At 69.9% G+C, this 26888-nt stretch carries 33 protein-coding genes; 16 read left to right on the top strand and 17 right to left on the bottom strand.

All coding sequences use genetic code 11. The annotated features are described in order from the left end of the window. The first annotated feature begins 7 nt into the window (after window positions 1-7). The gene (locus N0B31_RS01645) at window positions 8-1870 is read left to right on the top strand and encodes a DUF2070 family protein (protein ID WP_260594047.1); all 1863 of its coding nucleotides are present in this window, start codon (window positions 8-10) and stop codon (window positions 1868-1870) included. Window positions 1871-1947: 77 nt separating this feature from the next. Beyond that, the gene (locus N0B31_RS01650) at window positions 1948-2115 is read left to right on the top strand and encodes a hypothetical protein (RefSeq protein WP_260594048.1); all 168 of its coding nucleotides are present in this window, start codon (window positions 1948-1950) and stop codon (window positions 2113-2115) included. A 28-nt stretch (window positions 2116-2143) separates the two neighbouring features. Here the strand turns inward: N0B31_RS01650 and N0B31_RS01655 are convergent, their stop codons facing one another. Together N0B31_RS01655 and N0B31_RS01660 are read right to left on the bottom strand one after the other, a co-directional pair. Further along, a complete protein-coding gene (locus tag N0B31_RS01655) occupies window positions 2144-2437 on the bottom strand; it encodes a DUF3194 domain-containing protein (protein WP_260594049.1) in 294 nt (97 codons plus the stop codon). 57 nt (window positions 2438-2494) lie between these two features. Further along, complete coding sequence (locus N0B31_RS01660; protein WP_260594050.1) at window positions 2495-2890, bottom strand: prefoldin subunit beta; 396 nt, start codon at window positions 2888-2890, stop codon at window positions 2495-2497. Between the two features lie 225 nt (window positions 2891-3115). Here N0B31_RS01660 and N0B31_RS01665 point away from each other — a divergent pair, with 225 nt between their 5' ends. Further along, window positions 3116-3322: a hypothetical protein gene (locus N0B31_RS01665; protein WP_260594051.1), complete on the top strand. Its 207-nt coding sequence runs from the start codon at window positions 3116-3118 to the stop codon at window positions 3320-3322. On the opposite strand, the gene N0B31_RS01670 is transcribed toward N0B31_RS01665, so the two are convergent. From N0B31_RS01670 to N0B31_RS01685, 4 genes are all read right to left on the bottom strand, one after another. Then, entirely contained in the window at window positions 3315-3566 is a 252-nt protein-coding gene (locus N0B31_RS01670) for a KEOPS complex subunit Pcc1 (RefSeq protein ID WP_260594052.1), read from the bottom strand. The genes N0B31_RS01665 and N0B31_RS01670 overlap by 8 nt on opposite strands. Window positions 3567-3570: 4 nt before the next feature. Continuing rightward, window positions 3571-3705 carry a DNA-directed RNA polymerase subunit P gene (locus tag N0B31_RS01675; protein WP_260594053.1) on the bottom strand — a complete coding sequence of 45 codons (135 nt, stop codon included), beginning with the start codon at window positions 3703-3705 and terminating at the stop codon, window positions 3571-3573. Window positions 3706-3712: 7 nt separating this feature from the next. Beyond that, window positions 3713-3979, bottom strand: a complete 267-nt coding sequence (locus tag N0B31_RS01680; protein ID WP_260594054.1) for a 50S ribosomal protein L37ae — start codon at window positions 3977-3979, stop codon at window positions 3713-3715. Between the two features lie 64 nt (window positions 3980-4043). After that, entirely contained in the window at window positions 4044-4526 is a 483-nt protein-coding gene (locus N0B31_RS01685; protein ID WP_260594055.1) for a DUF7984 family protein, read from the bottom strand. A 198-nt stretch (window positions 4527-4724) separates the two neighbouring features. Between N0B31_RS01685 and N0B31_RS01690 the strand changes: the two genes are divergently transcribed. Further along, window positions 4725-6650 carry a beta-CASP ribonuclease aCPSF1 gene (locus N0B31_RS01690; protein WP_260594056.1) on the top strand — a complete coding sequence of 642 codons (1926 nt, stop codon included), beginning with the start codon at window positions 4725-4727 and terminating at the stop codon, window positions 6648-6650. 206 nt (window positions 6651-6856) lie between these two features. Here N0B31_RS01690 and N0B31_RS01695 read toward each other — a convergent pair whose 3' ends face one another. Continuing rightward, a complete protein-coding gene (locus N0B31_RS01695) occupies window positions 6857-7180 on the bottom strand; it encodes a hypothetical protein (RefSeq protein ID WP_260594057.1) in 324 nt (107 codons plus the stop codon). 100 nt (window positions 7181-7280) lie between these two features. Between N0B31_RS01695 and N0B31_RS01700 the strand changes: the two genes are divergently transcribed. Together N0B31_RS01700 and N0B31_RS01705 are read left to right on the top strand one after the other, a co-directional pair. After that, complete coding sequence (locus tag N0B31_RS01700) at window positions 7281-8000, top strand: DsbA family protein (RefSeq protein ID WP_260594058.1); 720 nt, start codon at window positions 7281-7283, stop codon at window positions 7998-8000. Between the two features lie 4 nt (window positions 8001-8004). Beyond that, the gene (locus N0B31_RS01705) at window positions 8005-8415 is read left to right on the top strand and encodes a disulfide bond formation protein B (protein ID WP_260594059.1); all 411 of its coding nucleotides are present in this window, start codon (window positions 8005-8007) and stop codon (window positions 8413-8415) included. Window positions 8416-8423: 8 nt separating this feature from the next. Here the strand turns inward: N0B31_RS01705 and N0B31_RS01710 are convergent, their stop codons facing one another. Next, window positions 8424-9236, bottom strand: a complete 813-nt coding sequence (locus N0B31_RS01710) for an endonuclease III domain-containing protein (RefSeq protein WP_260594060.1) — start codon at window positions 9234-9236, stop codon at window positions 8424-8426. Window positions 9237-9421: 185 nt separating this feature from the next. On the opposite strand from N0B31_RS01710, the gene N0B31_RS01715 reads away from it, so the two are divergent. Next, window positions 9422-9793 carry a hypothetical protein gene (locus N0B31_RS01715; RefSeq protein WP_260594061.1) on the top strand — a complete coding sequence of 124 codons (372 nt, stop codon included), beginning with the start codon at window positions 9422-9424 and terminating at the stop codon, window positions 9791-9793. Here N0B31_RS01715 and N0B31_RS01720 read toward each other — a convergent pair. Next, window positions 9790-10200 (bottom strand): DUF371 domain-containing protein, encoded by a 411-nt coding sequence (locus N0B31_RS01720; RefSeq protein ID WP_260594062.1) that lies wholly within the window; start codon window positions 10198-10200, stop codon window positions 9790-9792. The two genes, N0B31_RS01715 and N0B31_RS01720, sit on opposite strands and share 4 nt — an antisense overlap. A gap of 334 nt (window positions 10201-10534) precedes the next feature. Between N0B31_RS01720 and N0B31_RS01725 the strand changes: the two genes are divergently transcribed. The 6 genes from N0B31_RS01725 to N0B31_RS01750 all read left to right on the top strand — a co-directional run bounded on the left by N0B31_RS01725 (window position 10535) and on the right by N0B31_RS01750 (window position 17355). Next, window positions 10535-11425: a coiled-coil protein gene (locus tag N0B31_RS01725; RefSeq protein ID WP_260594063.1), complete on the top strand. Its 891-nt coding sequence runs from the start codon at window positions 10535-10537 to the stop codon at window positions 11423-11425. Between the two features lie 142 nt (window positions 11426-11567). Further along, complete coding sequence (locus N0B31_RS01730; RefSeq protein ID WP_260594064.1) at window positions 11568-12575, top strand: S49 family peptidase; 1008 nt, start codon at window positions 11568-11570, stop codon at window positions 12573-12575. A 48-nt stretch (window positions 12576-12623) separates the two neighbouring features. After that, window positions 12624-13751 (top strand): DUF373 family protein, encoded by a 1128-nt coding sequence (locus N0B31_RS01735; RefSeq protein WP_260594065.1) that lies wholly within the window; start codon window positions 12624-12626, stop codon window positions 13749-13751. Window positions 13752-13820: 69 nt separating this feature from the next. After that, window positions 13821-15500 (top strand): DUF255 domain-containing protein, encoded by a 1680-nt coding sequence (locus N0B31_RS01740; protein WP_260594066.1) that lies wholly within the window; start codon window positions 13821-13823, stop codon window positions 15498-15500. 91 nt (window positions 15501-15591) lie between these two features. Next, window positions 15592-16398, top strand: coding sequence for a TrmB family transcriptional regulator (locus N0B31_RS01745; protein WP_260594067.1), 807 nt, complete (start codon window positions 15592-15594; stop codon window positions 16396-16398). 93 nt (window positions 16399-16491) lie between these two features. Then, entirely contained in the window at window positions 16492-17355 is an 864-nt protein-coding gene (locus N0B31_RS01750; RefSeq protein ID WP_260594068.1) for a cell division protein CdpA domain-containing protein, read from the top strand. A gap of 209 nt (window positions 17356-17564) precedes the next feature. Here the strand turns inward: N0B31_RS01750 and N0B31_RS01755 are convergent, their stop codons facing one another. Genes N0B31_RS01755 through N0B31_RS01770 form a run of 4 tightly spaced genes read right to left on the bottom strand, consistent with a single transcriptional unit; the run spans window position 17565 to window position 20913 of the window. After that, window positions 17565-18035 carry a Mut7-C RNAse domain-containing protein gene (locus tag N0B31_RS01755; protein ID WP_380626872.1) on the bottom strand — a complete coding sequence of 157 codons (471 nt, stop codon included), beginning with the start codon at window positions 18033-18035 and terminating at the stop codon, window positions 17565-17567. Further along, on the bottom strand, window positions 18028-18690 hold the full coding sequence (locus N0B31_RS01760; RefSeq protein WP_260594069.1) for a hypothetical protein: 663 nt from the start codon (window positions 18688-18690) through the stop codon (window positions 18028-18030). Before N0B31_RS01760 ends, N0B31_RS01755 begins: the two co-directional genes overlap by 8 nt. Before the next feature lie 40 nt (window positions 18691-18730). Beyond that, window positions 18731-20476, bottom strand: a complete 1746-nt coding sequence (gene polX, locus N0B31_RS01765) for a DNA polymerase/3'-5' exonuclease PolX (protein ID WP_260594070.1) — start codon at window positions 20474-20476, stop codon at window positions 18731-18733. Beyond that, entirely contained in the window at window positions 20476-20913 is a 438-nt protein-coding gene (locus tag N0B31_RS01770; RefSeq protein WP_260594071.1) for a DUF5788 family protein, read from the bottom strand. The genes polX and N0B31_RS01770 overlap by 1 nt, the downstream gene beginning before the upstream one ends. 94 nt (window positions 20914-21007) lie before the next feature. On the opposite strand from N0B31_RS01770, the gene N0B31_RS01775 reads away from it, so the two are divergent. Further along, the gene (locus tag N0B31_RS01775) at window positions 21008-21220 is read left to right on the top strand and encodes a hypothetical protein (protein WP_260594072.1); all 213 of its coding nucleotides are present in this window, start codon (window positions 21008-21010) and stop codon (window positions 21218-21220) included. Then, on the top strand, window positions 21214-22734 hold the full coding sequence (locus tag N0B31_RS01780) for a DUF790 family protein (RefSeq protein ID WP_260594073.1): 1521 nt from the start codon (window positions 21214-21216) through the stop codon (window positions 22732-22734). The genes N0B31_RS01775 and N0B31_RS01780 overlap by 7 nt, the downstream gene beginning before the upstream one ends. Here the strand turns inward: N0B31_RS01780 and N0B31_RS01785 are convergent, their stop codons facing one another. From N0B31_RS01785 to N0B31_RS01795, 3 genes are all read right to left on the bottom strand, one after another. Further along, window positions 22735-23250 carry a DUF7122 family protein gene (locus N0B31_RS01785; protein ID WP_260594074.1) on the bottom strand — a complete coding sequence of 172 codons (516 nt, stop codon included), beginning with the start codon at window positions 23248-23250 and terminating at the stop codon, window positions 22735-22737. Beyond that, window positions 23250-24179, bottom strand: coding sequence for an RsmB/NOP family class I SAM-dependent RNA methyltransferase (locus N0B31_RS01790; protein ID WP_260594075.1), 930 nt, complete (start codon window positions 24177-24179; stop codon window positions 23250-23252). Before N0B31_RS01790 ends, N0B31_RS01785 begins: the two co-directional genes overlap by 1 nt. Before the next feature lie 61 nt (window positions 24180-24240). After that, a complete protein-coding gene (locus N0B31_RS01795) occupies window positions 24241-24993 on the bottom strand; it encodes a 2-phosphosulfolactate phosphatase (protein ID WP_260594076.1) in 753 nt (250 codons plus the stop codon). Window positions 24994-25152: 159 nt separating this feature from the next. Here N0B31_RS01795 and N0B31_RS01800 point away from each other — a divergent pair, with 159 nt between their 5' ends. Next, on the top strand, window positions 25153-25935 hold the full coding sequence (locus N0B31_RS01800) for a hypothetical protein (RefSeq protein WP_260594077.1): 783 nt from the start codon (window positions 25153-25155) through the stop codon (window positions 25933-25935). Between the two features lie 8 nt (window positions 25936-25943). Here N0B31_RS01800 and N0B31_RS01805 read toward each other — a convergent pair whose 3' ends face one another. Next, a complete protein-coding gene (locus tag N0B31_RS01805; protein WP_260594078.1) occupies window positions 25944-26828 on the bottom strand; it encodes a DUF6920 family protein in 885 nt (294 codons plus the stop codon). Window positions 26829-26888: the final 60 nt, after the last annotated feature.

Here is a 26888-nt window from a genome sequence, read left to right on the forward strand (position 1 = left end):
ACCAGACATGAGTAACACGCAAGGGGACCTCGCGTCGCTCTCGCGGTTCATCTTCCGGGCTCCCTCGTGGTACTCGAGCGTCGCCTTCTCCCTCCTCATCGCCGCGCTCGCCGGCGTCGCGGCGTTCGACTCCCGGTTCGTCCTCGAGGACGCGTGGCAGGGGGTCTTCTTCATCGGCGTCCCCACCGTCGTCGCCAGCGTAGTCACGCCGTACCTCGACCGGCTGGTCGGCGGGCAACTCACGCCGAACCGGGCGTCGCTGCTCGCGCTGCTCTGCGAACTGGTCGTCGTCGGCGTCCTGACGCTCGCCGGCCTCGGGGCCATCCTCTCGCCGTCGCTCGGGCAGGAGTTCGTCTTCGAGGCGCTCGTGGCCGCGCTCGCGAGCATCTTCGCACTCCGACTGCTGGTCGTGATGGCCGTCTCGCGTGACCGCCTCGGCGCCGCCATCGTCCCGGCGAGCGTCCAGACGGTGGCCGCCGCGGTCCTCCTGTTCGTCTACAGCGGCACGATGACCTACTTCGAGGTAGGTGGCCCCATCCTGCGGTCCTACCTCTCGCGGCCCGAACGTGCGCCACCGGAGCTGACCGCCGTCGGCCCGGAGCTGTTCGTCCTGCTGGCCATCACCTGCGTCCTCTACGTGGGTGCCGTCTACGTGTTCCTGCTCGTCATCGACCGCCCGTGGCGCAACTCGATGGGCGTCTCGGTGCTCGACTTCATCCGCGGGTTCGTCGGCCACATCGCCGAGGGGACCCGCGAACTCGAGGACTTCTTCGAGCAACTGGGCGAGGACGCCATCGTCCCCGTGAGCGTCCTCTCGTTCCGGACGAGCGCCGGCGAGAAAGCACGGTTCGTGCTCCCGATGATACACCCCGGTCCGATGGGTGAGATCGGCGGGGGGAACCTCCCCGAGCGCATCGCCGCGAGCGCGGAGGGGCTGGCGTTCCCGCCGCACGCCACCGCGGGCCACGACTTCAACCTCGTGACTGGTCGCGAGGTGGACACCGTCCTCGCCGCCGCCGACCGCGCCCACTCGCGCATCCAGTACGATGCCGAGGCCACCCGGAGCGAGCGTGTCGAGGCGGGCGAGGCGAAACTGCTCGGACAGGCGTTCGGCGACAGCGCGTTCCTCGCCTCCACGTTCTCGCCCGGCTTCGCCGACGACGTGGACTACGCGGTCGGACTCTCCGCCACCGCGGAGGCCCGGACGGGTGGCCTCCGCGACGTGATGCTCGCGGACGCCCACAACTGCAACAACGGGCTCGAGGGGGACGACCTCGGCCACGTCGTCCCCGGTTCGAAGCGTTCGTTCGACATGATCGAGTCGGCAGGCGCCCTCGGGGAGCGACTCGGCGTGGCCGACCGCCACCCCGTCTCGCTCGGCGTGGCGTGGGACGAGACGCCGTGGGAGCCCATCGAGGGTGTGGGGCCGCTCGGCATCCGCGTCGCGCTCTTCGAGGTCGACGGCCAGCAGACCGCCTACGTCCTCGTCGACGGGAACAACATGGAACCCGGTCTGCGCGACCGACTGGTCGAGACACTCGTCGACGGCGCCATCGACGAGGCCGAGGTGCTCACGACCGACACCCACACGGTGAACACGGTGGAGGCGGAGAACCAGGTCGGCGACGCCATCGACCACGACGAACTCGAGACGCTCGTCCGGCGACTGGTCGACGAGGCGGCGGCCGACCTCGAACCCGTGGAGGCCGGGATGGCGACCGAACGTACCGAGGTCCGCGTGTTCGGGAACGACCGGACGGAGTCGCTGGCGAGTCACGCCAACGCGATGCTCTCGATGGGCGGGGCGCTGGCGGGGGCGTTCATCCTCGCCGTGACGGCGGTGAGCGTGCTCATCTTCTTCCTCACCTGACGGACGCCCGCCCTCCTTCTCGGCGGCTGGGAACGAAGGACAGACAGTAAGTGCCACGGCACCTACGCCCGTCCAACATGCGTTCGGCGTCCACGTTCGCGCTGCAAGCACCGCTCCACACCAGCGGAGACACGTTCCACGTCGTCTCCGAGGTGGGAATCGCACTCCTCGCCGTCGTCGTCGGCATCGTCGTCGTCGTCGGCGCGTTCACCCTGTTCCACGAGTGGTTCGCCGCGGCCCGCTGAGGGCCCGTCATCCGGCGTTCCTCCCCACTCAGCCCTCCCGTCCGTCTCCCCCTTCCCCCTCCAGCCCCTCCGCTCGCGCCTGCTCGAACAGTTCGTCGACGGCCGCCTCGGCCGCCCGGACGGCGTCCTCGGCCACCTGTTCCGGGTCGTGGTCGACCTTCGGCGCGTTCAGGTAGACGTCCACCTCGAGCGTGCCGTCCTCGAACCGGACGGTCACGTCGAGGTCGGTCACGTCGCTCTGTTTGTAGCGGGAGAACACCAGCCCCTCGGCGGCGTCCGAGGCGGTGTCGACGACCTCCTGGTCGGTCGGGGTTGGGGTCATGGCTGTGGCTACCCCGTCAGGCTCGCGAGAGAAAGGTGGGTCGTTTCGGGCCGCGTCTCAGTCGCCGCCGGCGCCCGGGCCGCCCGGCCCCATCGGGCCGCCGCCAGCGCCGCCCTGGAGCAGCTGCTGGAGCTCCTGCTGGAGTTCCTCGAACTTGTCGCGGACGCGCTCTTCCTGCTTCTCGAGGGTCTGGACGCGCACCTCGAGCGAGTCGACCTTCTCGTCGAGCGCCTCGTGGGCCGAGTCGTAGTCCGTCTGGACGAGCAGCTCGCCGACCTCGCGGTACATCGTGGCGTCCTCCTCAATGTCGTCGAGCGCCTCGAGCGCCGTCCGGGAGTCACGCAGCGTGCTCTCGGCCGACTGTTTCTGCTGTGCGACCTGCTGTGCGGTCTCCTGGAGGTCCTGGAGCTCCTCTATCTTCTCCTGGGCCTCAGGCGGAAGGTTGCCCTGCATGGACGAGGGGTAGAGTCCCGCCCTGTTAAACCCACGCTTATCCGGACGAGATACCGTGTGAACGCGGGTCACGGACGGGGTCGAGCGCCGCCGCAGGTGGCCGGTCGGTCCCCCGACCGAGGGGAGCGTCGGTGACGCTCATCGGGGGCGTAAACTCCGGAAAACCGAACGGAGAACGCTCGTAATGGCCACGAAGCTTATTTCGGCGCGGCCGTCAGTCGACGCATGGACCACGAAGTCATCGAGGTCACGTTGCAGGTCACAGTCGACAGCGGCTACCCGCGCGAGAACGCGCCGCTGGAACACGAGATTCGTGCGTTCGCCGACCGGATCGGTCGGCTGAGCAGCGTCCGCGACATCGAGGCCACGGCCGCCCACCCCGTCGACCTCTCTCGCGAGGCCCCCCGCCCCGAGTCTCCCGGAGTCAACTGACCACACCGCCCGCCGCCTCGGCCACCTCGACGAGCGTACACCAGGTGTTACATCCCGCCCGGAGTGCGACGAGGTCGTCGGCCGAGACCCGGACCTCGACGGTCCGGCCGTCGCGGACGAGCGTCGCTCGCGTCCGGTCGCCGTCTATCTCGTCCAGTTCCTGTGAGACGGCGCGTTCGACGAGGCGGGCGCTCTCGGTGTCGGGATAGTCGAAGACGAGCGTCGCCTCGTGCGGGGCGCTCACGCCCTTACTGGACGTCGATCTCCTTGACGTCGGGGGCGCGCTCCTTCAACAGGACGCGGTGCCCGCAGTACGGACAGCGGACGCCGCCGTACTCGTCGAGTTCGACGTCGCGCTTGCAGCGGGAACACTTGTAGCTCATCCGTACGTTACTCCTCGCCGCCCTCGGAGAGGGCCGCGCGGATGGACCGTCGGACGGTCTTGCCCGCGGGGGTGACGGGACGGTACGCCCCGCCAGTGAACGTCTCGCCGGTCTCCTCGTTCACCCAGATGCCGGTGCCGACACGCTTCACGTCGTCGCCGTCGACCTTCGTGTTGCGCATGTCGTCCTCGATCTCCGCGACGCGACGGCGGGCGACCCGCCCGTAGCGGGCGCCGAACCGGCCCGCGCTCCCGGTCTTGCTTCGCTTGGCCATAGTAGTACCATTTGGCTCCAGCGCGGCTATAAAGCCTGCGAGTCACGCTCGGCACGCCCACGGCTCACACCCCGAACGGACTCTCGGTCTCGGTCCAGGGCCACCCCGGCAGCCGTGTCTGGAACCCCGCGGCGAGTGCCGCCGTCAGGTCGTCGACGCCTGCGTTCTCCGCGTTCGCACCGTGCGTGTGGATGTCCGCGTAGTGGAACGTCGCCTCCGCGATGAGGGCGTAGGCCCGTCCCTTCGAGGCCGCGATGGTGCCGGCGAGCTCCCGGCCGAGGAGTTCGTCGACGACGAAGCCGGGGTAGTCACCCTCGACGTCGAGGGTCCGGAGGAGTCCACAGAGCGCCGCGACGTTGACCGCCGTGTCGCCGTCCGCGAAGACGGCGTCCACCTCCGCACGGTACTGTTCGGGGGTGACGTGGCCCACCTCGACGCCGAACGCCTCGCCGAGTCGGTCCCGCGTCTCGTTGACGAGGGCGACCACCCGGTCGTCCCCGCGCACCCGTTCGTGTTCGGCGGCCACCGTGGCCCGTGTCAGACGCATACCGTGAGGTTTGCGAAGGCTTTTATACATTTAGTGGTGTATCGGGTGGTAACGCGGGTTTTACCCGGACCTTGCCCCGCAGTCGCCGCGTCGGCGACGTCTATCGCACATGAGAGTGCTACCAATCCACAGGCCACGCCAGTCCCGGAGTCCGTTCCGGGTCGAGTGGCACGCACACACGTACCAGCCTATCCATTCATGAGCTCCGTAGAGCGGCAACTCGAAGACCTGAAAGCAGAGATCACAGACGAAGTCCCGGACGACATCTCCATCTCCGACGTCCGTTACGAGGGACCGGAACTGGTCGTCTACACGCGCCACCCCAAGAAGTTCGCGCAGGACGGCGACCTCATCCGGCGACTCGCCTCGAAACTCCGGAAGCGCATCACCGTCCGCCCGGACCCCGACGTGCTCTCGCGACCCAGCGAGGCCCGTGCGGAGATCGAGGAGGTCATCCCCGAGGAGGCCGGCGTGACGGACCTCGACTTCCACGCCGACACCGGCGAGGTGGTCATCGAGGCCGCCAAACCGGGGATGGTCATCGGCCGCCACGGCTCGACCCTCCGTGAGATAACCAAGCGGGTGGGGTGGACTCCCGAGGTCGTCCGCACGCCGCCCATCGAGTCCTCCACCGTCTCGAACGTCCGGAACTTCCTCAAGCAGGAACGCGAGGAGCGACGGGACATCCTGGAGCGCATCGGCCGACAGATCCACCGCCGGCAGATGGCCGACGAACAGTGGGTCCGCATCACCACGCTCGGCTGTTGCCGCGAGGTCGGTCGCGCCGCGTTCGTCCTCTCGACGGCCGACACGCGCATCCTCATCGACTGCGGCGACAAGCCCGGCGCCGAGGGCGAGGTGCCCTACCTGCAGGTGCCCGAGGCGCTCGGGGCCGGCGCGTCGAACCTCGACGCGGTCGTCCTCACCCACGCTCACCTCGACCACTCAGCGCTCATCCCGCTGCTGTTCAAGTACGGCTACGACGGCCCCATCTACTGCACGGAGCCGACGCGCGACCTGATGGGCCTGCTGACGCTGGACTACCTCGACGTCGCCGCGAAGGAGGGCCGCGCGCCGCCCTACGAGTCCGAGATGGTCCGCGAGGCCATCAAGCACTGCATCCCCATCGAGTACGGCGACGTGACCGACATCGCCCCGGACGTCAAACTCACCTTCCACAACGCGGGGCACATCCTCGGCTCGGCGGTGAGCCACTTCCACATCGGCGACGGCCTCTACAACGTCGCGTTCTCCGGCGACATCCACTACGACGACACCCGCCTGTTCAACGGCGCGGTCAACGAGTTCCCCCGCGTGGAGACGCTCGTGATGGAGTCGACCTACGGCGGGCGAAACGACTACCAGACCGATCAGGAGGACGCCGAGCGCCAGCTCGTGAACGTCATCAACGAGGCCCACGAGAAGGGCGGGAAGGTCCTCATCCCGGCGTTCGCCGTCGGCCGGTCACAGGAGATCATGCTCGTCCTCGAGGAGGCGATGCGCAAGGGGAAGATCCCGGAGATGCCCGTCCACCTCGACGGGATGATCTGGGAGGCGACGGCCATCCACACGACCTACCCCGAGTACCTGCGTGACGACCTGCGCGACCGTATCTTCCACGACGACGAGAACCCGTTCCTCGCGGACTACTTCAACCACATCGACGGTGGCGAGGAGGAACGCCAGGAGGTCGCCGACGGCGAGCAGGCCATCGTCCTCTCCACCTCGGGGATGGTCACCGGCGGCCCCATCATGTCGTGGCTCCGGCACGTCGGTTCGGACCCGGACTCGACGATGGTGTTCGTCGGCTACCAGGCACAGGGGACGCTCGGCCGGCGCATCCAGAACGGCTGGGACGAGATCCCGATCAACGACCGCAACGGCGGCGGGCGCTCGAACACGATGACGATGAAGATGGACGTGAAGACCGTCGACGGCTTCTCCGGCCACGCCGACCGCCAGGGGCTGATGAACTTCGTCCGCACGATGAACCCCCGTCCCGAGAAGGTGCTCTGCGTCCACGGCGACGAGAAGTCGACGCAGGACCTCTCCTCCGCGCTCTACCACGAGTTCAACATGCGGACGTTCGCGCCGAAGAACCTGGAGACGTTCCGCTTCAAATGAACCTTCTTGCGCGGCGGGTTCGCTCGCTGCGCTCGCGAACCGCTTGCGCAAAAACGTCCTCAGAAATCGAAGATTTCTGATGGGCTGCGGTAGAGCTTCGCTCTACCGAACGTTCATGAAAAAGGCGCTGCTCGCTGCGCTCGCAGCGGGTGGGTGTACTTGTCCGCTCCCGCGCAGCACAGCCTCGGCACTTCTCCTGCTCCGTTCTATCGTTCCAGCACGTCGTCGTCGAGGAGCGTGCGCACCTCGTCGCCGAGGTCGGTGAACAGCAGGCGACCGTAGAGGTAGATGGCGAGCAGGAGTGTTCCGACGAACGCCTGCGTCCACTCGAGCGTCGTCTCGGGGCCGTCGAACCGGCCGAAGCCGTCGCTCCCCGCCGGGAACGCGCCGGGGAACGCCTCGGTGACCGCAGGCGTGAACACGAGGAAGACGAACGGGATGGCGACCGTGCCGTAGACGAAGAACTCCAGGACGAACCGACGCCCGGCGGGGTCGTTCAGGATGGTCCGGAGGTACTCTAGGTCTCTCACGACTTCGCGTCTCGACGGCGGCACTTCAACCCCGGTCCGCCGAGCGGCGTTCGACGCCCCGACCAGAACGTTCAACGACGAGAGGCGACTACGTCAGCCCATGACGACCCGACGCGCCCTCCTGACCGCCGCCGGTGCGGGAACGACGGCCGCGCTCGCCGGCTGTACCTCCATCCTCGGCGGTGGGGGCGGTGGCGGCGGGGGCGGCGCCCCGGCGGAGACCGGGGGTCCCGTCGCCGACGCCCCCGTCCCCGACGAGTCGAGCACCTACGCCCGGATGGGGACCGGCGGCCCCGTCGTGACCTACTACGGCAACTGGAAGTGCCCGTTCTGCGCGGAGTTCTCGACCGGGTCGGACCGCGTGTTCGGACTCGGCGACGTGGTGGCGGCGTACGTCGCCCCTGGTGACCTGACGCTGGAGCATCGCTCGGTCGCCTACCTCGGCGACGGCACCTTCCTCGGGGCCGACGCCCCCCGGGCGGCCCGCGCTGGGCTCTCGGTCTGGAACCGCGACCCGGAGCGTTACTGGTCGTACCACGAGCACGTGATGGCGAACCAGCCACCGGAGAGTCAGGAGTGGGCTACTGCCGACCGGCTCGTCGAGTTCGCGAACGCCGTCGAGGTGAGTCAACCGGGCGGGCTGCGAGAGGACATCGACAGCGGGGCCTACGAGAGCGAGGTACGCGCCAACACCGGGCCGTTCCTCGACGCCTTCGGCGACGAGCGACCGGGGACCCCCGCCGTCGTCGTCGACGGCACCCCCTACTCCCCGTTCCAGCCCGAGCAGTTCCGCGGGGCGCTCGACTCGCTCGTCGGGTGACCCGATGGCGACCCCCCGCCCCACGGACCGCGCGCTGCTCCTCGGTGGCCTCGTCGTGGCGAGCGTCGCCACCGCCGGCAGCCTCTGGTTCTCGCTCGGGCTGGGGCTGGTCCCCTGCGAACTCTGCTGGTACCAGCGCATCCTGATGTACCCGCTGGTGGTGGTGCTGGGGGTGGCGGCGTTCGAGGACCGGGCCGGGGCGTGGCTGACCGCCCTCCCGCTCTCGGTGGGTGGGCTCGCCGTCGCCACGTACCACTCGTACCTGCAGGCTACCTCGACGGCGTGTGGCTTCGGGGCCGGTGGGTGTGCCGTCGTCCAGTGGCGGGCGCCGCTGGTCGGCCTCTCCATCCCGAACCTCTCGCTCGTGGCGTTCCTGTTGCTGACCGCGGTGGGCGTCGTGCTGGCGCGTCGGTAGTCCGGCGGTCAGTCGCCCGACGCCTCGGGCGCCTCGCTCGGGTCGACCACCTCGCCCGTCTCGGGGTAGACCCCCACCTGCTCGCAGCAGTCGGCCATCGGGCAGGCCTCCGGGTCGTCCAGACACGCTGGCTTGCGTGCCGTGCAGAACTCGCGACCGAACTGTATCGTCGCGGTGTGGCCGAAGCCGCACTTCTCGGCGGGGACGTCGCGTTCGAGCGCCTCGCGGACGCCCTCGTGGTCGGCGTCGGCGGGCGCGAGCCCCACCCGCCGGGCGATGCGGTGGACGTGCGTGTCCACCGGGAAGACTCCACCGCGCCCGCCCGAGAACAGGAGGACGCAGTCGGCCGTCTTCGGGCCGACCCCCTTCATGTCCAGCAGGGCCGACCGGACCGTGCCCGGGTCCGCGTCCTTCACGAACGAGTCGAATCCGTCCGCTCCTCCGTGTTCCTCGACGACGCGACCGCCGAGCCGGACCAGCGTCTCGGACTTCTGGTTGTAGAGGCCCGCCGACGAGATGGTGTCGGCGAGTTCGGACTGATCGGCGTCGGCGAGCGTCGCCGCGAGATCACCCTCTCCGTACCGGTCCATCAGCGCGTCGTGGGCCGGCTGACTCGCCACGTCGGAGGTGTTCTGCGAGAGCACGGTCCGCACGAGACACTCGAAGGCCGGCTGGCCGCCGTAGGCCTTCTGCCAGTACCGCTCGCCCAGTCGATCCACGAACGCCTCGGCGCGGGTGGCCGGGTCGGCCGCCGGTTCGAACGGCGTGTCGCGCCCGCCGCCCGCCGCGCCCCCCGAGATGTTCTCGGCCGGTTCGTCCATACCTACCAGTGGGGCCGTCGACCACCTGAGGCTACGGGTTCCGGTCGTCCACCGGGGTGATTAGTGCGGGGCGTGCTCACGGACCATAGCCCCTTGTTAATCGGGTAGTAACGGCGCGTTAGGACAGACGGGTGCCACAGGTTCGCAGCCGCATAACGAAACCCACACCACCCTTTCGTTCAACCATGGAAACTCTGGGTGAACTCGTCGGGACAGTCGCGCAGTTCGACGGCAGCCTCCCCCGCGTCGAGGTGACCTCACACGCCGAGCGCCGCCGGGTGGAACATCTGGACCGGTTGTTGCGCCGGGCCGAGGCCGACGGGACACTCAACACGATGTTCACGCCCGGCTACCCGCCGGTCCGCGTGCAGGTGGCGGCAGACGACGACACTGCGGTGGTCGTCGTCGACGACACGGACGCCGAGGCGAGCCTCGGCGAGGAGCGACAGGTGGAGGTCCACACGCACGGGCGGACGCGACGGGTCTCGCTCCCGTTCGTGCCCACGTCGCTCGACCAGCGGACCATCGCGGGTCGGACCGTGGTCTCCCTCGACTAGACCCGCAGGACGAGCCGGCAGTCGGCCCCGTCGGCGAGCGCCGCCACCAGCGAGCGGTCCAGGTCGCCCGCGGCGGCGTCGGCACCCACCATCACCGTCCGGTCGTCGACGTAGTCGGAGGTCCGGACGACGATACTCCGGTCGTCCTCGAAGGTGAGGTCCGGGTGTCCGCGGCCGGTCACAGTCACCGTGGTGTCACCGACCTCGAACGTCGCCGTCACCTCGCGGTCGGCATCGCGACAGGCCTCGCAGAACGCCTCGTCGAACGCCGCGGGCGTGCGGTCGGCCTCCACGCCGAGGATGCAGTCGCCGGCCGGCGTGAGCCAGTCGTCGCTCGTCAGCTCCCAGGTGCTCGCGTGTTCGGCCGTGACGTGCTCGTGGCCGCGGGCGTGGACGACCTCTTCCATACCAGCGCTGGGTCGCCCCGGCACTTGAGCCCAGCCATCTCGCGGCACGCGGCCCACCGAGCCGCCGCCCGGCGAGCGGACGTTTAACTCGTCTCCCGCGGCGCGTGTCAAACCTTCTCGCGGCCGAGAACGAGGGTGTCACGGGGTACCGTGCTACTCCGGCCACCAGTACTTTTATATGCGGCAATATCTTATTCGGAGTTACCAGAACGCCTCCAGCGTTCGGTGAATCGCACGCCGACCAGATGACAGGGAAACTGCTTATCAGGGACCAGCCAGACCCGGCGAGCCGCGCTCATCGCGTGCTGGAGCGGTAATGGAATCGACAGCAACCATGGCAGAGAGCATTGACGAGAGCAAGAACGTAGAACTGACCGACGACGACCTCGCGAACAAATCCAAGGGCCAGCTGATCAAGATGGCTGGCCAGCTCCGAGACCGTCGCAACGACCTGAACCAGATGGCCTCCGAGCGCGCCTCCAAGCGCGACGAGCTCAACGCGAAGACACGCGAGAAGGTCGACGAAGCCCAGGAACACCGCGAGAAGCGAGACGAGCTCAACGAGCAGGTCCAGGAGCACAAGAAACAGCGCAACGAGCTGAACGCGAAGGCCAACGAGCTCTTCGACAAGGTCGACGGCCTCAAGGACGACCTCGAACTCAACGACGGCAAGTCCGTCGACGAACTCAAGGAGGAGATCGAGGACCTCGAGTTCAAACAGCAGACGCAGGTCCTCTCGACGGAGGACGAGCGCGAGCTCATCGAGAAGATCGAGACCAAGCGCGAGCAGCTGGAGGAGCGAAAGTCCAAGCTCGACCAGAGCGGCGACCTCGAGGACGTCAAGGAGAAGGCCAAGGAGGTCCGCGCGAAGGCGTCGGAACACCACCAGAAGGTGACCGAACTCGCCGACGAGGCCCAGGAACACCACAACCAGATGATCCAGGCCTACCGCGAGGCCGACGACATCCGTGACGAGGCCGACGAGTGGCACGAGAAGTTCGTCGACGCCCAGGAGGCGGCCGACCGCCACCACGAGGACTTCGTCCGCGTCCAGAAGCGCCTGCGCGAGATGGACAAGAAGGAGGAGCAGTCCCGCGAGCAGAACCGCGAGCAGAAGGCCGAGGAGGCCAAGCGCGAGGCCGAGGAGATCTACCAGAGCTTCAAGGACGGTGAGACCCTCGACACCGAGGACCTCATGAAGCTCCAGAAGGCCGGCCTGCTCTAGGTCCGACCCGGATTCTACGTTTCGTCCCCCGACCGGCCCCGAGCCACAGCACTCCCCCTCGGCCGGTCCGTGTCCCGGCGCCAGACCACGGCGGCTTTAACTGTCTCTCCCCCGAACCCCGGCGCATGCGACGTGATACAGCGTGAGCGACACGACCGACCGACTCGGCCGCCTCGCTATCCTGCTGGTGGGCCTCGTCGTCGTCGCCGTCGCCGCGTTCGCACTGTTCGTGGACTACCCCGCCGACCTCGCGGAGCTGCTGGGAGTCCTCCTCGTAATCCTCGTACTGGTGGTGGCGTTCGGTGTGCTGGGACGCATCGCTCGGAGCGTCTTCCCCGGCTACAACGTCGCCGAGGTGACCGTCGAGGGGCCCATCACCCGCGACGGCGGGAGCCCGTCGTTCCCTCCCTCGGGACCGACCCAGCCCGGCGCGGACGCCGTCGTCGACCGCATCGAGGCCGCGGACGCCGACGACGCCGTCGAGGGGCTCCTCCTGCACCTGAACACGCCGGGTGGGGAGATCGTCCCGAGCGACGACATCCGGCTCGCGGCCGAGGCGTTCGACGGCCCCGTCCTCGCGTACACGACCGACGTGTGTGCCTCGGGTGGCTACTGGATCGCCAGCGCGTGTGACGAACTCTGGGCACGCGAGGCGAGCATCGTCGGCTCCATCGGCGTCCGTGGCTCGCGCGTGACCGGCAGGGAGTTGCTCGAGAAGGTCGGCCTCTCCTACGAGCAGTTCACCGCCGGCGAGTACAAGGAGGCCGGCGTCGCCCTCGACGACATCGACGAGGACGAACGCGAGTACCTGCAGGGCATCATCGACGGGTTCTACGACGTGTTCGTCGAGACGGTGGCGGAGGGCCGCGAGATGGACCCCGCGTTCGTCCGCGAGACGGAGGCGAAGGTGTACCTCGGGCGCGACGCCGTGGCGAACGGTCTCGCCGACGAACTCGGGACGCGTGAGGACGTCCTCGACCGGCTGGAACGGGACCTCGGGCCGGTGACGGTCCGCGAGCTGAAACCGCGGGCGGGGCTGCTCACGCGGTTCCGGGGCGGGGCCGCGTCGGTCGCGTACGCGCTCGGCGCCGGCGTCGCGAGCGCCTTCCTGCCGGACGACGGGGCGGAGGGCGGCCGGTTCCGGTTCTGACCGGACCGACTGGCGGCTTTTTTATCCGGGGGCACCTTCTCCCCGCACGTGAGTACGCTCGTCCTCTGCATCGACCGGGGTCAGCTGGCCGCCGACGGCCCCGTGGTGGGGACCGACGCGGTCGAGGCTCTCGTCTCGGAGGTGGGCGTCGAGGACCCGGAGGACTCCCGGGTGAACTGCCTGCTGGAGACGCTCCGCGTGGCTCGTGACCTCGAGGCGGAGGGAGACGACCCCGTCGTCGCCGTCGTCTCGGGGCACGGCGACGCCGTGAGCGCGGACCGGGCCGTCGCACGGCACACCGACGACCTGGTGCGGCAGTACTCGCCCGACTCCGCGGTGGTCGTCGTCGACAGCGCCGAGGACGAGCGCCTCGTCCCCATCGTCGAGTCGCGGGTCCGGGTCGACGCCGTCGACCGGGTGGTCGTCCGGCAGGCCCACGACATCGAGTCCACCTACTACCTGCTGAAGCAGTTCCTCGCCGACGAGGAGTTGCGCGCCACCATCCTCGTCCCGGTTGGTGCGGCGCTCCTCGCGTTCCCCGTCCTCCTCCTGCTGGCCGACAGCCTCACGATCGCGCTGTCGGCCATCGCCGCCGTCATCGGCGTGTTCCTGCTCTACAAGGGACTCGGTATCGACGACTGGCTGGCCGCGCTCCCCGGACTGGTCCGGGACGCGTTCTACTCGGGGCAGGTGTCGCTCGTCACCTACGTCGTCGGCGGGGGGCTCGCGCTCGTCGGGGTGTTCGCCGGTGCCATCGGCGTCCGGGGGATGGCCCCGGAGACGGCCGAACTCATCGTCGGGATGCGGTTCGTCTTCGACGCCGTGCCGTGGCTGGCACTCGCGGCACTGACCGCCTCCACCGGGCGACTGCTGGACGAGTTCCTCGCCGACGAGGACGTGCGCAACTCCTTCCTCAACCTGCCGTTCGGCGTCGTCGCCGTCGGCCTCGTCGTCCGCGGGTTCGCGGGGTACTTCCTCGAACGAGCGGGCGTCATCGACCCACTCCGGTTCCCCGCGCTCTCGTTCGGCCCCGTCAGCGTCGAGGGCGTCGGGTTCTCGGTGTGGACACGCCTCGCCATCTTCGTGTTCGCGGGCATCCTCATCTCGCTGTTCGGGGTGCGCTTCGCCAGCTACGTCTCCGGTGCGAGCGTCGAGGAGGAGTTGACCGAGCCCTGACCGGGCCTCGGCCCCGACTGGCACCGACGGATAGACACCCTTTCCCGGCCGCCCGGCCAACGCCCGTCGATGACTGACGACGCCGAGACCGACGGTTCGGACGGTGCGGAGTCGACCGGCCGTACCCGGCGCCACGGCACCCTCGTCGACTGGTTCGACTGGGGCGAGACGCCCTTCGACCGGGCGCGTGCCCGCACCGAACCGGTCCTGCTCTCGTTGTCGGCGCCGTGGTGTGTCGCCTGCGAGGAGATGGACGAGGAGGTCTTCTCGGACCCGATGCTCGCCGCGCACGTCGGCGAGGGGTTCGTCCCGATACGGGTCGACGCGGACCGACACCCCCGTGTGCGCGAGCGGTACAACATGGGCGGGTTCCCCTCCACCGTGTTCACCACCCCGGACGGCGAGGTGATGACCGGTGCGACCTACCTCGGGGCCGACGGCTTCCGTGGCATCCTCGACTCCGTACGCGAGACGTGGGCCGCGAAGGGCGTCGAGGCGGGCCGGATCCCCCGTGCGCTGCAGGACCCAGACCCGCCGGTTGGCCGGGTCGACGCCGGCATCGAGGCGCACATGGTCGAGCAGGTGGCCGAAGCGTTCGACGAGGAGTTCGGCGGGTGGGGTGAGCGCGCCAAGTTCCCGCTCGCCCGCACGGTCGAGTTCGCGCTGAAGCGCGACCGCGACCGCGCGACCCGGACGCTGGAGGCGATACAGACCCACCTGCAGGACACCTACGACGGCGGGTTCTACCGCTTCGCGGAGAACCGCGACTGGGCGCGACCGCACCGCGAGAAACTGCTGGACGAGAACGCCGCGCTCCTGCGTGCGTTCGCCTCGGGCTACCTCTACACCGGGACGGACTCCTACCGCGAGACGGCCGAGCGGACGGTGGACTACCTCACGACCACGCTCTGGAACGGCGACGCCTTCGCCGGCAGTCAGGCCGGCGGCGACTACTACACGCTCGAGGCCACCGAGCGCGAGGACGCCGACGCGCCACACGTCGACGCGACGGCCTTCGCCGACCGGAACGGCCTCGCCGCGGAGGCGCTGTTGCGCGTCGGTGCGCTCACCGACGCCGAGGCGCCGCGGCGGTACGCCGAGCGCGCGCTCGACCACGTCCTCGAGACGCTCGTCGAGGACGGGGTCGTCTCGCACTTCGACGCGCCCGAGAGCGAGTCCGGACTCCTGCTCGACCACGCCCGCCTGCTCGCCGGCCTGACCACCGCGGTGCAGGTGACCGGCGAGGCGCGCTACCTCGACAGCGCCGTCGCCGTCGCCGACGAACTCGCGTCGCTCCGCGCGCCAGAGGGGGCGTTCTACGACGGGCCGCTGGAGGGCGAGGGCCTGCTCACCCGGCCGCTCCGGCCGCTGGAGTCGAACGTCGAGGCCGCGGACGCACTGCTGGACCTCGCGTACCTCACGGGCGAGGGTGACGGCCAGTACCGCGAGTGGGCGGCCGACGCGCTCTCGGCGTTCGCGGGCGCGGCCGACCGGATGGGTGCGGAGGTGGCCGGCTACGCGGCGGCCTGCGCGCGCCACCACTACGACCCGCTCGTCGTGGAGACCCCGCCGGCCGGGTCGGACCTCCACCGCGCGGCGCTCCGGGTGGCCGACCACGAGAAGGTGGTGGTGCCGGGCGACCGGGAGACGGCTGTCGTGGTCCGGGGTGGCGAGCGCTCCGCCCCGGCCGAGACGCCCGCGGAACTGGGCGAGCGGGTGGCGAGCGCCGACCAGCCCTCGCTCACCTAAGCGACCCGTCCCACGCCGGTCTCCGAGTAAACAACGGCACGGTGAGTCAACAGACAGAGCGTTTATAATCAGCGCCCGAGACGGGTGGGTAATGGCGAGTCTCCGCGACCTCGGCCTCTCCGAGTACGAAGCACGGGCCTACCGGGCGCTGCTCGAGACCGGCCCGACAACCGCGAAGGAGTTGTCGCGCGCGAGCGACGTGCCGATGGGCCGCATCTACGACGTCCTCAACAGCATCGAACAGTACAACCTCGTCCGGTCGCAGTCGGCGAGCCGGCCGAAGAAGTACGTCGCCGTCGAGCCGTCGACCGCCCTGGAGCGGCTGCTCGACGACAAGAAGCGCGAACTCGCGGAGAAGGCCGAGCAGTACGAGGGTATCGTCGACGAGCTGGAGGGGGAGCTGGAGACCTCCGAGCCGGTCGAGGAGACGTTCTGGACGGCCGCCGTCGGCCCGGAGGAGACCCTCGACCTCCTCGTCGAGCGGCTGGCCGCGGCCGACGAGCGCATCGCGCTGGTGCTCTCGACGTACACCCAGTCGTTCTTCGACGTGGACACGGTCGGGAACCTCATCCTCGACGGCCTGCAGGAGGCGCTCGACCGCGGCGTCGAGGTGAACCTCCTGATGCGGCCCGACCTCGTCCCGATGCTGCCCGAGAGCATCGGCGAGCGCTACCGCGAGTCGTTCTCGTCGTACGAGTCCTTCGAGGTCCGGACCAGCGAGAACGTCTCGGGGACGTTCAACCTCATCGACGACACCGAGACGGTCATCGAGGTTCCCCACCCGCTCGAGTCCCAGCAGGTGTTCGCGATGATCGACCTGAAGGACCGTGAGTTCGCCCAGTCGGTCCGCGCGGAGTTCGAACCGCGCTGGGAGCAGGCCGAGCCGCTCGACTTCTGACCCGCAGACCGGCTCGAACGTGCCGGAGCGGGCGTCGCTCGTCCGACGAACGTCTGACGTAGCCTTTTGTGCGAGGATGGGTAATTCGACGCTATGACTAGCCTCTCGGAGGTGTACGAGGGCGGCCGGGGAGGCGCCGACCTCCGTCGGCTGTACCTCGGTGTCGTCCTGTTCTCCGTCGGTGCTGTCCTGACCGTGTTCGGCATCGCCGTCGGCACCTCGACGGCGGTGGCCGAGAGCCTCTCGCTGGGCGTCTTCGAGGCGCGCGAACTCGCCGGTATCGCCGCCGGGCTCGGCCTGCCGGCGACGTTCCTCGGCGTCGTCACCGTCCTGCCGCAGGCCGGCCGCCGGGTCCGTATCGCGGCCGTCGTCGGGTCGGCCATCGCACTGCTCGCCGTCGTCGTGTTCCAGTCGGTCTACCCGAGTCAGTGGTACGGCCAGCCCGTCGACTACACGCTGCCGGTCACGGCCGTCTACTTCGTCGGCGCCATCACGACGCTCTGGGCGCTGTTCTCCGCGGTGGCGAACTTCAAGACCCGCAACGACCCCGGCGGCACCGTCAAGCTCCGCATCACGAAACAGGGTGAGACGAAGGTCGTCGAGGTGTCGAACGACGACCTGCGCTCGCGGCTCTCCGGTATCGGCTTCTTCGGTTCGACCCCGGACGGCAACGTCGAGACCCAGACCGCCGGCCAGTCGGCGACGCCGACCCGGAACCGTCCCAGCACGGCGACGACCGACGGGGGTGCGACCACCGACGACGCCGTCTTCCTCGACGAACCCGACCCCAAGCCGCGTGGCGACGTCTACTGCGGCAACTGTTCGCACTTCAAGTACGTCCGCACCGGCAGCGGGCTGAAGCCCTACTGCGGCCTCCACACCGAGACGATGGACGACATGGAGCCGTGTCAGCAGTGGGAGGAGAACACCGCCGGCGGCATCGACCGGGTTCAGTAAGTACCCGTTCTGTCTGTCGGGTCTGGCCGCTTTGCTTCTCTCGTCACAGCGAGCGACGGTGCTAGCGCGGTACGACTGAACCGCACCGCCGAGGGGCCGTTCGGCACTGTCGCGCCGAAACGGCACACCTGCCCTTCCCCGTGACTCGGGCAGGCTCTCGCTTCGCACACGTCCATCGTCGGCCGATGCTCCCCTCGGTGGTCGCTCCGCTACGACTCTCGGACCTCGCGCAGCGTCTCGCGCATCCGGTCCCAGTGTGACCCCTTCCAGAACACCTGCCCGCACGCCGTACAGCGCCACTGGGCCGTGTCGGTGGGGTCGGGCGCGTACTTGGGCGTCACCTCGTCGCCGCCGACGGCCACCATCTCCCCGTTGCACCGCCCACACCGGACCGGTTCGTCGGTCGGTTCGAGCCGGAGGCCGGCCGCCGCGAGTTCCGCCAGCTGGTCGAGTGGGTCGCGTTCGGTCAGCAGGAACCCCCGCTCGGCACGGTTCGACAGGTGGACGTCTCGGGTGAGCACGGTTCGCCCTTCGCGCTCGGCGAGTTCGAGGACGGCGTCGTCGGCCTCCACGTCACGGTCCAGCGCGTAGACGGTGTCGTAGCCACAGAGCCGCAGGTAGACGGCGAGCTTGCCGAGCATCACGTCCAGCAGGAACGGCGGCTCGGGTCGGTCACTCACGGCGGTCCTCGCCGTAGACGAGACTCGCCGACAGTTCCCGTTCGTCGCTGCCGAACGGCCACTTCCGAGTCCGGACCTGCAGGCGGGCGCTTGCCAGCGGGTCCCCGTCCGAGAACGCGCCGTCGACCGGGAGCTGCGTGCGGAACTCCGGCCCCCACGTCGAACCGTTCCGGTCGTACTGGACCCGCCAGCGACTCGTCTTCGTCAGGGGCTCTCTGTGGTGGTCGCGTGCCAGCCGTATCTTCGAGTCGCCGGCGTCCGCGCCCGCCGGCACGTAACTCCCTTCGCGGCCGACGTGACCGGCCGGGTCCAGCGCTCCGTAGTCGTGCTCGAGCGTGAACCCGGCCATCGTCCAGTCGTTGCTGGACTGGTTCCGGCCCGGAATCAGCCGGAGTCCGGTGTCGGCGAGGAGTTCGTCCGGAGCGTCCGCTCGCTCCCGCTCGAACGCCGTGGCCAGGGTGGCGAACGTCCCGTTCGGGTGGGCTTCGAGCCACGTCTCGTCGGCGGCGACCAGCCTCGCGTCGTCGGGGAAACGCGGGTCGTCACCGTGCTCGGCCTGCCGGAGCGAGTCGCCACCGTCGAGCGCCGAACAGCCCGCGAGCACGCTCGCGCCCGTCGCGGCCGCGCCGGTCAACAGCGTCCGTCTGGAGGGCATCGGCGATACTCCGGCGCAGCCGAGGAAGAGTCTTGTCGTGTCACTCCAGCCCGAGGAAGGCCCGGACCTCCTCGACGGGCCACGTGTTCAGCACGTCGGCGGCCTCGGCCCAGCCCCGGCGTGCCGTGTGGACCCCGTAGCGGAGGTACTCGAGGTCGGGCGGCGAGTGGCCGTCCGTGTTCACGACGATGGTGGCGCCGGCCTCGACCGCCGTCTTCACGGCCGCGCCGCGGAGGTCCAGCCGAGCGGGGTTGCTGTTGATCTCCAGTGCGACCCCGTTCGCCGCGGCCGCCTCGGCGAGTCTGTCGTAGTCGACCTCCAGCCCCGGCCGCTGGTTCAGCATCCGACCGGTCGGGTGGCCGAGGACGTTCACCGCCGGGTGTTCCATCGCCGTGACGAGGCGGTCAGTCCCGTCGCCGTCGAGGGCGGCGTGGGGCGAGGCGACGACGACGTCGAGCGCCTCGAGTGCCTCGTCGCCCACGTTCAGGTCGCCGTCGACGCCGACGTTCGCCTCGACGCCCGTGAAAACCTCCATCTCGACGGCCTCGGCCGCCTCGCGCACGTCCTCCACCTGCGCGAGCAGTTCCTCGTCGTCGAGGCCGACACCGCCGACCATCCCCGGCCCGGTGGCGTGGTCGGTGACGGCGTAGTACGCGTGGCCGAGCGCTTCGGCCGCTTCGAGCATCCCCGCCAGCGTCTCCCGGCCGTCGGAGTAGTCGGTGTGGGTGTGCAGGTCACCGCGCACGTCGCCCTCGTGGACGAGGTCGGGGAGGTCGCCCGCGGCCGCCGCCTCCACCTCGCCGCGGTCCTCGCGCATCTCCGGGGGGATCCACGGCAGGTCGATGGCCTCGTACATCTCGGCCTCCGTCTCGCCGGCGACGCGCTGGCCGACACGCTGACCCGCGTCGGGGTCGTCCACGTCACGCACGTCGAAGACGCCGTACTCGTTCATCTTCAGGCCCATCTCGATGGCGCGGTTCCGGACCGAGACGTTGTGGTCGCGCGACCCGGTGAAGTACTGGAGCGCCGAGCCGTACTCGGCGGGGACGACGACCCGACAGTCCACGCGCAGGCCGTTCGAACGGACGCTCGCCTTCTGTTCGCCCGCCTCGATGACGTCGTCCGCCTCCTCCCACCCGACGAACCGCTCGACGACGGCCTCGCCGGTCTCGCTGGCGACGAGGACGTCCACGTCGCCCACCGTGGGCCGCCAGCGTCGGAGAGACCCCGCCGTGTCGACCCGCTCGACGGCCTCGCCCTCACGGAGGTACGCGAGCAGGCGGTCGGCGACGGGGCGGGCGTCGCCGAGGAGTGCTCGCTCGCGCGACTCCCGAGCGAACGGGATGGCGTTCAGGATGTTCTGCTCGGTCTTCGCCCCGTACCCCTTCACGTCCTGTATCTCGCCGGCCTCGGCAGCGGCCTCGAGGTCGTCGAGGTCCCGCACCCCGAGCGCCTCGTAGAGGTCACCGACCGTCTTGGGCCCGACCCCCTCGACGGCGAGGAGCGCTCGCATGTCCACGGGGAGTTCCTCCCGGAGGTCCTCCAGCTCGGCTATCTCCCCCGTCTCGAAGTACTCCAGCACCTTCGTGGAGATGGCGTCGCCGACACCCTGTATCTCCTCGACAGCGTCCTGTCCCTCCTCGGCCAGCACCTCGATGTCGGTCGCGTTCGCCCGGATGTTCTCCGCGGCCCGGCGGTAGGCCTGCGGCTTGTACTCCACGTCCATCGCCTCCAGGCGGTCCGCGAACTCCTCGAACAGCGCGGCCACCTCGGCGTTCCGGGTCACTACCGGCCTCCGAGTCGCGGGCCACCGTCCTTCCCGAGCACCTTCTTCAGGAAGCCCATCCAGCGCTTCTGGTCGGCCGCCTCCTTCGCCTTCATCTCGCCCTCGATGTTCGCGGGACCGAGACTCTGGAGGGCCTCGAGCGCCCGGTCGATGCCGACGATGGACTCGACGAGTTCCTCGCCCTCCTCGAACGTGACCTCGTCGTTCTCTATCAGCTGTCGACGCTGGAGCTTCTCGCGCCGGAGGTTCTTCTTCGCCTGGTCGACCTTCTCGCGCTCGCCCGGCGGCACCGTGTCCCGCCGCTTGATCTCGAAGACGAACTCGCGCAGGTCCACCGCCGTCCCCTGCACCTCGATACGGTCTGGGATGGACGCGCCGACCGTGGCTCCCTCCCGGTCGATACGCTCGAGCAGGAGTTTCCGCTCGTACTCTTCCATTGCCACCGAGTAGGGTCGCGTCGGTCAAATAACGCGTGGCTCGGGCGTCGTCCGGACCCGGTACGGCCGGGCGTGGTCCGCGGTCGGCGCCATCGTGGGGTACCGGCTCGCCGTCGCCGTGGGGAGCCTCGCGCTGGTCGCCGCCGGCGCGACGGGCGACTACGGGCTCCGCGTCTCGTTCGCCTTCCTCGTGGTCTTCTCGCCCGTCGTGGCCGTGGTCGCGCTCGCCGGTGGGCTGGTCCCCCCACCGACCCTGACCGAGCGCAGGGCCTTTGGCCCGCCGCCGCCCACTCACGGGCAGTGCTGACGAAGGACCTCCTCCGGGTGACCCGCCGCGGGGGCGGCTACCGGCCGCTGTTCGTGGGTGACGACGAGGACGCTCGGCGCCTCGCCGCTCGTGTCACGGGAGTCTTCCAGGGTCACGTCGGGCACCCGCGCGAGGAACTGGAGGACGCCCTCACGGACCTCGAAGGCGAGGCACCGGACTTCAAACTCGTCCGGGGGTTCGCGTCGCTGCTGGAGCGGGACGCCACGTTCGAGACCCGTGCGGAGGTCGACCCGGTCCGGGCGCGGGCGGCGGCGTTCGAGGCCGCCGAGGCGGTCGGCGTCGTGACGGAGAGCGAGCGTGCCGAGGCGCTCGAACGAGCGGCCGAGGCGGTCGGCACGAGCGCCGCCGCCGTCGAGTCCTCGCTCTACGCCGACCTCGACGCCCGGCAGGTGCTGGCCGAGTTCTCGCCGCGCTGGACCCCAGAGACCCTCCCGGCGCGCTACGACCTCTCGCTCGCCCAGACCGCACTGTTCGACGCCACCGAGGTCCGGGTCCGCTCGGGCGACCCGAAGGCGCTCGTCTCGACCGTCAAGCGACTGGGGCTGATGTACGAGATACACGCCCCCACCGAGGCGACCAGCCCCGAGGCTCGCGAGGTGGTCGTCACCGGCCCGGACGCCCTGTTCGGCCGCTCGCGGCGCTACGGGGTCCGGTTCGCCCGCCTCCTCCGGACCGTGGCGACGGGTGACGACTGGGAACTCGAGGCGACCATCGACGACCGGGGGACCGAGCGCACCCTCCACCTCTCGCCCGAGGACGTGGCCGTCCCCGGCGTCGACCCGGTCGCCGACCCCACCTACGACTCCGGCGTAGAACGCGAGTTCGCGGCCCGTTTCTCGTCGCTGGACCTCGACTGGGACCTCGTACGCGAACCGGACCTGCTGGCGGCGGGCGAACACGCCGTCGTTCCGGACTTCGCGTTCGACTACCGGCACGCACCCTTCCGTGTCTTCTTCGAGGTGATGGGCTTCTGGACGCCCGAGTACGTCGAGAAGAAGCTCGCCCGCTTCGCGGAACTGGAGGACGTGGCGTTCCTCGTGGCCGTCGACGAGTCGCTCGGGGTGGGCGAGGACGTCGAGGAACTCACCGACGGGGCCATCCCCTACCGCGGCCACATCCGGGTGAAGGACGTCCGGGACGCCCTGCGGCGCTACGAGGCCGAACTGGTCGAGCGAAGCGCCGCGGCGCTGCCCGACGAACTCGTCCCCGACGCCGACGTCACGACCATCGAGCGACTCGCGGCCGAGTACGGCGTGAGCGAGTCGGCCGTCGAGGGTGAGCGGTTCCCCGAACACGAACGGGTGGGCCGGACGCTCGTCCGGCCGGCGGTCCTCGCGTCACTCGCGGACGAACTCCACGCGGGGATGGCGTACGTCGACGCGGAGTCGCTCCTCGCCGACCGGGGGTTCGAGGACGCGAGCGCGGTGCTCGCCGAACTCGGCTACCGGGTGGAGTGGGAGGGGCTGAGTGGGGGGACGCTGCGCGAGCGGTAGTCAGAGGTCGCGCTGGCGGCCCTTCGGAATCTGCGAGCGGAGTTCGCCCCGGAGATAGAGCCCCACGCCGATAGGTTCGACGTCGCCAGCGATCTCGTGAGCGACGATCACGTACCCCCAGTCACCCTCCCAGCGCGGCAGGTCCTGCGTCTCCCCGTCGAGGAACCGTTCGGCCTCTTCGCGGTCGAGCACGAGGACGTTCCGCTCGGCGTGCCGGCCGAACCGCTGGACGGCGTCGGTCGTCGGTTTCCAGTGTTCCTGTCGGGTCCGGAGGAACGTCATCCCGACGGCCTCCACGTCGACTGGCGAGGGAAGGTCGGCGGCGAACACCCACACCTTCCCGGCACCCTTCTCCCAGAACGTGTGGCCGTCGAACACCGTCGGGTCGACCCCGTAGTTCTCCGACCAGAACTCGAGCACCTCGGCGCGGGTGGCGCGGCCTTCGACCTCGCGGTCGGCCTCGGTCGCCGGCAGCTGCTCGAAAACGTGCGGGTCGTTCGCGCTGTCGTCGGCCATCAGGCGGTCACCTCCAGTTTCGCACAGAAGAACCCGCCCGTGTCGTTCAGGTGTGGGTAGATGCGCTTCGCCCGCTCGACGCGCGGGTCGTACGTCTCGTCCTCCCACTCGGTGACGCCCGGTGCCGAGACGAGCGGCAGGTCGAACTCGACGAGTTCGCACGAGACACGGTCGGAATCGAGGACGTGGTCCAGCACGGCCTCGTTCTCCTCCGGCGCGAACGTGCAGGTGGAGTAGACGATGGTACCGCCGGGCTCCGTCGCTTCGATGGCCCGCGTGAGGATGCCCTTCTGCACGCCAGCGATACCCTGCACGTGCGAGTACTCCCACTTCTCGAGGGCGGTCGGGTTCTTCCTGATGGTCCCCTCGCACGAGCAGGGGACGTCGACCAGCGCCCGGTCGAAGAAGGGCTGCTGGTGGTCACCGTCGCCCACGAACGGTCTGAGCGAGAAGTTCCGCGCGTCCGAGTTCGTCACGACAACCGAGGTGACCCCGCAGCGTTCGGCGTTCGAGCGCAGGGCCGAGAGCCGCCCGAGGTTGTTGTCGTTCGCCACGAGCAGGCCACGGTCGTCCATCAGCGCGGCGAGCTGGGTGGTCTTCGACCCGGGGGCGGCACAGGGGTCGAACACCCGCTCGCCGGGTTCGGGTGCGAGCACCTCGGCGGGGACGGCACTGACCTCCTCCTGGCCGTACACCCAGCCGTGGACGTATGGCCACGAGTTGCCGGGCTGGTCGTCGAGCTTCAGGAGTCCGTCGTGCCAGTCGACCGGTTCGTACTCGACTCCCTGCTCGTCGAACGCCCGGCGCACCCGCTCGGGGGTCGTCTTGATGCCGTTGACGCGGACGACCGAGGGGAGGGGCCGCTCGCAGGCGGTCCGGAACGCCTCGTAGTCGTCCACCAGCGGTTCGTACCGGGCGAGGACGTCCATGCCCGGAGTGGGCGGCGGGGTCGTTTGTGGGTTTCGAGTCCCGACCGGCCGTGCGGCCCGGTCAGTCGGCGGCCGGCGCCGACCCACCACCACGCCCCACGTCGTAGAGCGCGTCCCCCTCCAGCCGCGGGAGGACCGCCCGGCTGTTGAGGTTCATCGCGTACTCCAGCACGTCCCGGCGGCGGATCTCGTGGCGCTCGACGTACTCCCACCCCTTCGCCCGTCGGAGTTCGCGCCGGAACAGGTCGAGTTCCGTCTCCGCGGGCGGCAGGCCGTCGAGGTAGCGGCTGACGAGCGTCGCGCCGACGTGGTCCTCGGGGGCCACCTCACCTCTCGACCCGGAACTCACGAGGTGGACCGGTCGGTCCCGTTCGCGCAGGTGTCGCCCGAGCGCCGCCGCGTTCATCGGCGACCCGACGTAGACGGTGACGCCGTCGCCGCCAGCCGCGCGGAGGCGGGCGACCGCACGCCCGCCGTTGGAGGAGGTCATGCTCACCGGTCGGCCGGCCACGTCCAGTCGCTGGACGAAACTGGGTGAGTTGAAGAAGTCGTACCCCTCGGCCGGCCGGTAGTCGTCGGTGCTCGACCCCCCGATGACCGCGCGGGGGTTCGCCTCCCGGTAGGCGAACTCCTCGCCACGCTCGTCCGTGACGTGGACGTGGGTGGCACCCTGCTGGAGCAGTTCGATGACCGTGTTCGAGAAGTGGAGCGTGTCGACGACGACGTAGTCGCCCGGCGGCGGGGAGGCGGGGATGTCCTCGCACCGTTCGATGAGTCGGTCGTCGAGCCGGTTCGACGACGGCTGCGCTGGCATCACCCTATCCGGGGGGCCGGCCGGGTAAATAGCTGCGCTCGACCTCCCCGTCCGACCGTCTCGTCGACCGTTCAGTCGTCCGCTCGTGAGGCTCTCGACCGCCGTACCGTCCGCTCTCCCGTGCTAGAGCGTTATCGCCCCCCGTGGCTACGTCCGACCATGTCCGACACCGTGGGGGGCCAGGCCGGCGCGACACCGAGGGTGGGGTTCCTCTGTCGCGCCGACCACGAGGTGTTCCGGGAGGTGGCCCGTCGAGTGGCGGCGGCCGGCGCGACGACCACCTTCCTCCCGCCGGGGGAACCGGTGGCCCCGGAGACGCTCGCGGACCTCTCGCTGCTGATGAACAAGACCGTCCACCCGGAGTCGTTCCGGGCACTCGCGTGGGCGGTACGGAACGACCTGGCGACGTGGAACGGGTACGAGGCACTGTTGCTCGCGTTCAGGCTCGTCGGCTACCACGCGCTCGAGCGCGTCGGGTTCGACGTGCCGGCCGTCTCGACCACACCGCCCGAGGGGCCGTCTCTCACGAAACGCATCGTCCACTGGGACGCCGACACCGACACCCCGGTACCGACGTTCTACCAGCGACTCCTCGACGCCCGGCCGGTGGACTACAAGTACTACGTCGTCGATACCGGCACGGGTATCGAGACGCGGACGCTGCTGACCACCTCGAAGCGCCTCGGGCCGAAGCGGACGCTCGGGCTGGTCACGCCCCACCCGTTCCTCGCGGCGAAACTCAGACTCCTCCTCCGGACGACGGGTGCACAGGCGCTCGGCGTCGACTTCGTCGAGGCCGAGGGCCGGTTCTGGGCCGTCGACGTCAACCCCGCGCCGAGCTTCGCCGACGTGGGGATGGTTGAGGCGCTCACCGAGTCGGTGCTCGCCCGCCTCGAGACGGGTACGTCGGTCAGCGAGGGCGTCGAGGGGCTCCCCGAGTAGCCGCCGCGTCAGGCGCTGGTGAGTCGGTCACGGCGCTCGGTCCGGGGACGGGACCGGCCGGTGTCGTAGTCGAACGCCGTCACGGTCCCGCGCCAGTATGGTACGTCACCCTCGGGGAGCCGCCACGCCACCTCGCCCTCGGTCGGGACGAGGAGGCCGTCGTGTCGCTCGTAGGCGTCGAACCGGCCCACCCACGCCGCCTCGTCGCCCGTCTCCTCTCGATAGCGCCGCCCGGCCACCTCCCTGACGAGGTCGTCCTCGCCGAACCGGAACGTGAGCGTGGCGCGGACGTCCCCGTCGGTCAGGGTCGCGCGGGCTGCGTCCGCACCGACGGCGTCCCACTCGACACCCGCGGTCGGGAGCAGTGCGGTCGGGACCCACGCCGCCTCGGCGAGGTAGCGGAGGAGTTCCCCCTCGTCCAGTTCGGGGCCGGGGTCGGCAGACATCACGGGGAGTCCGAACACCGTCGCGCGGAGCGTCCCCGCCCCGTCGTGGTAGGCGTCGACGACCCGCGCGCCGACGAACGGCGCCATCTCGACGGTGGCGTCCCAGACGAACCCCGGCGGGTCGACGGTGACGTGTTGCGTCGCGGTGAACGGCTTCCAGCCGTCGTCGCCCTCCCCCATCTGTATCGTGCCCTCCTGTTCGAGCCGTGCGGTTCGGACGGGGCGGTGGTCGTCCGGGAGCACGGTCTCGAAGTACCGGCGGGCGGGGTCCGGGAGGTCGCGCAGTTCGTCGTCGGTGGCGGGTTCGGCGGCGGTGGTGTCGGCCGCCGCGCGGAGGTCACGGACGAGTCGCTCGGTCGCTCGCTCGGCCCGGTAGCTCGCGACGGCGACCGCCCCGACGAGGGCGGTCACCAGCCCGAGGAGCCACTGTCTCCGTGTGAGTTCCATATGGGGGCTCCGTGACCCGCACCGGTACCGCTGTCGCTCGTTCTCGACGGCCGGGAATGT

The sequence above is a fragment of the Salinirubellus salinus genome (assembly GCF_025231485.1).
GTDB classification, from domain to species: domain Archaea; phylum Halobacteriota; class Halobacteria; order Halobacteriales; family Haloarculaceae; genus Salinirubellus; species Salinirubellus salinus.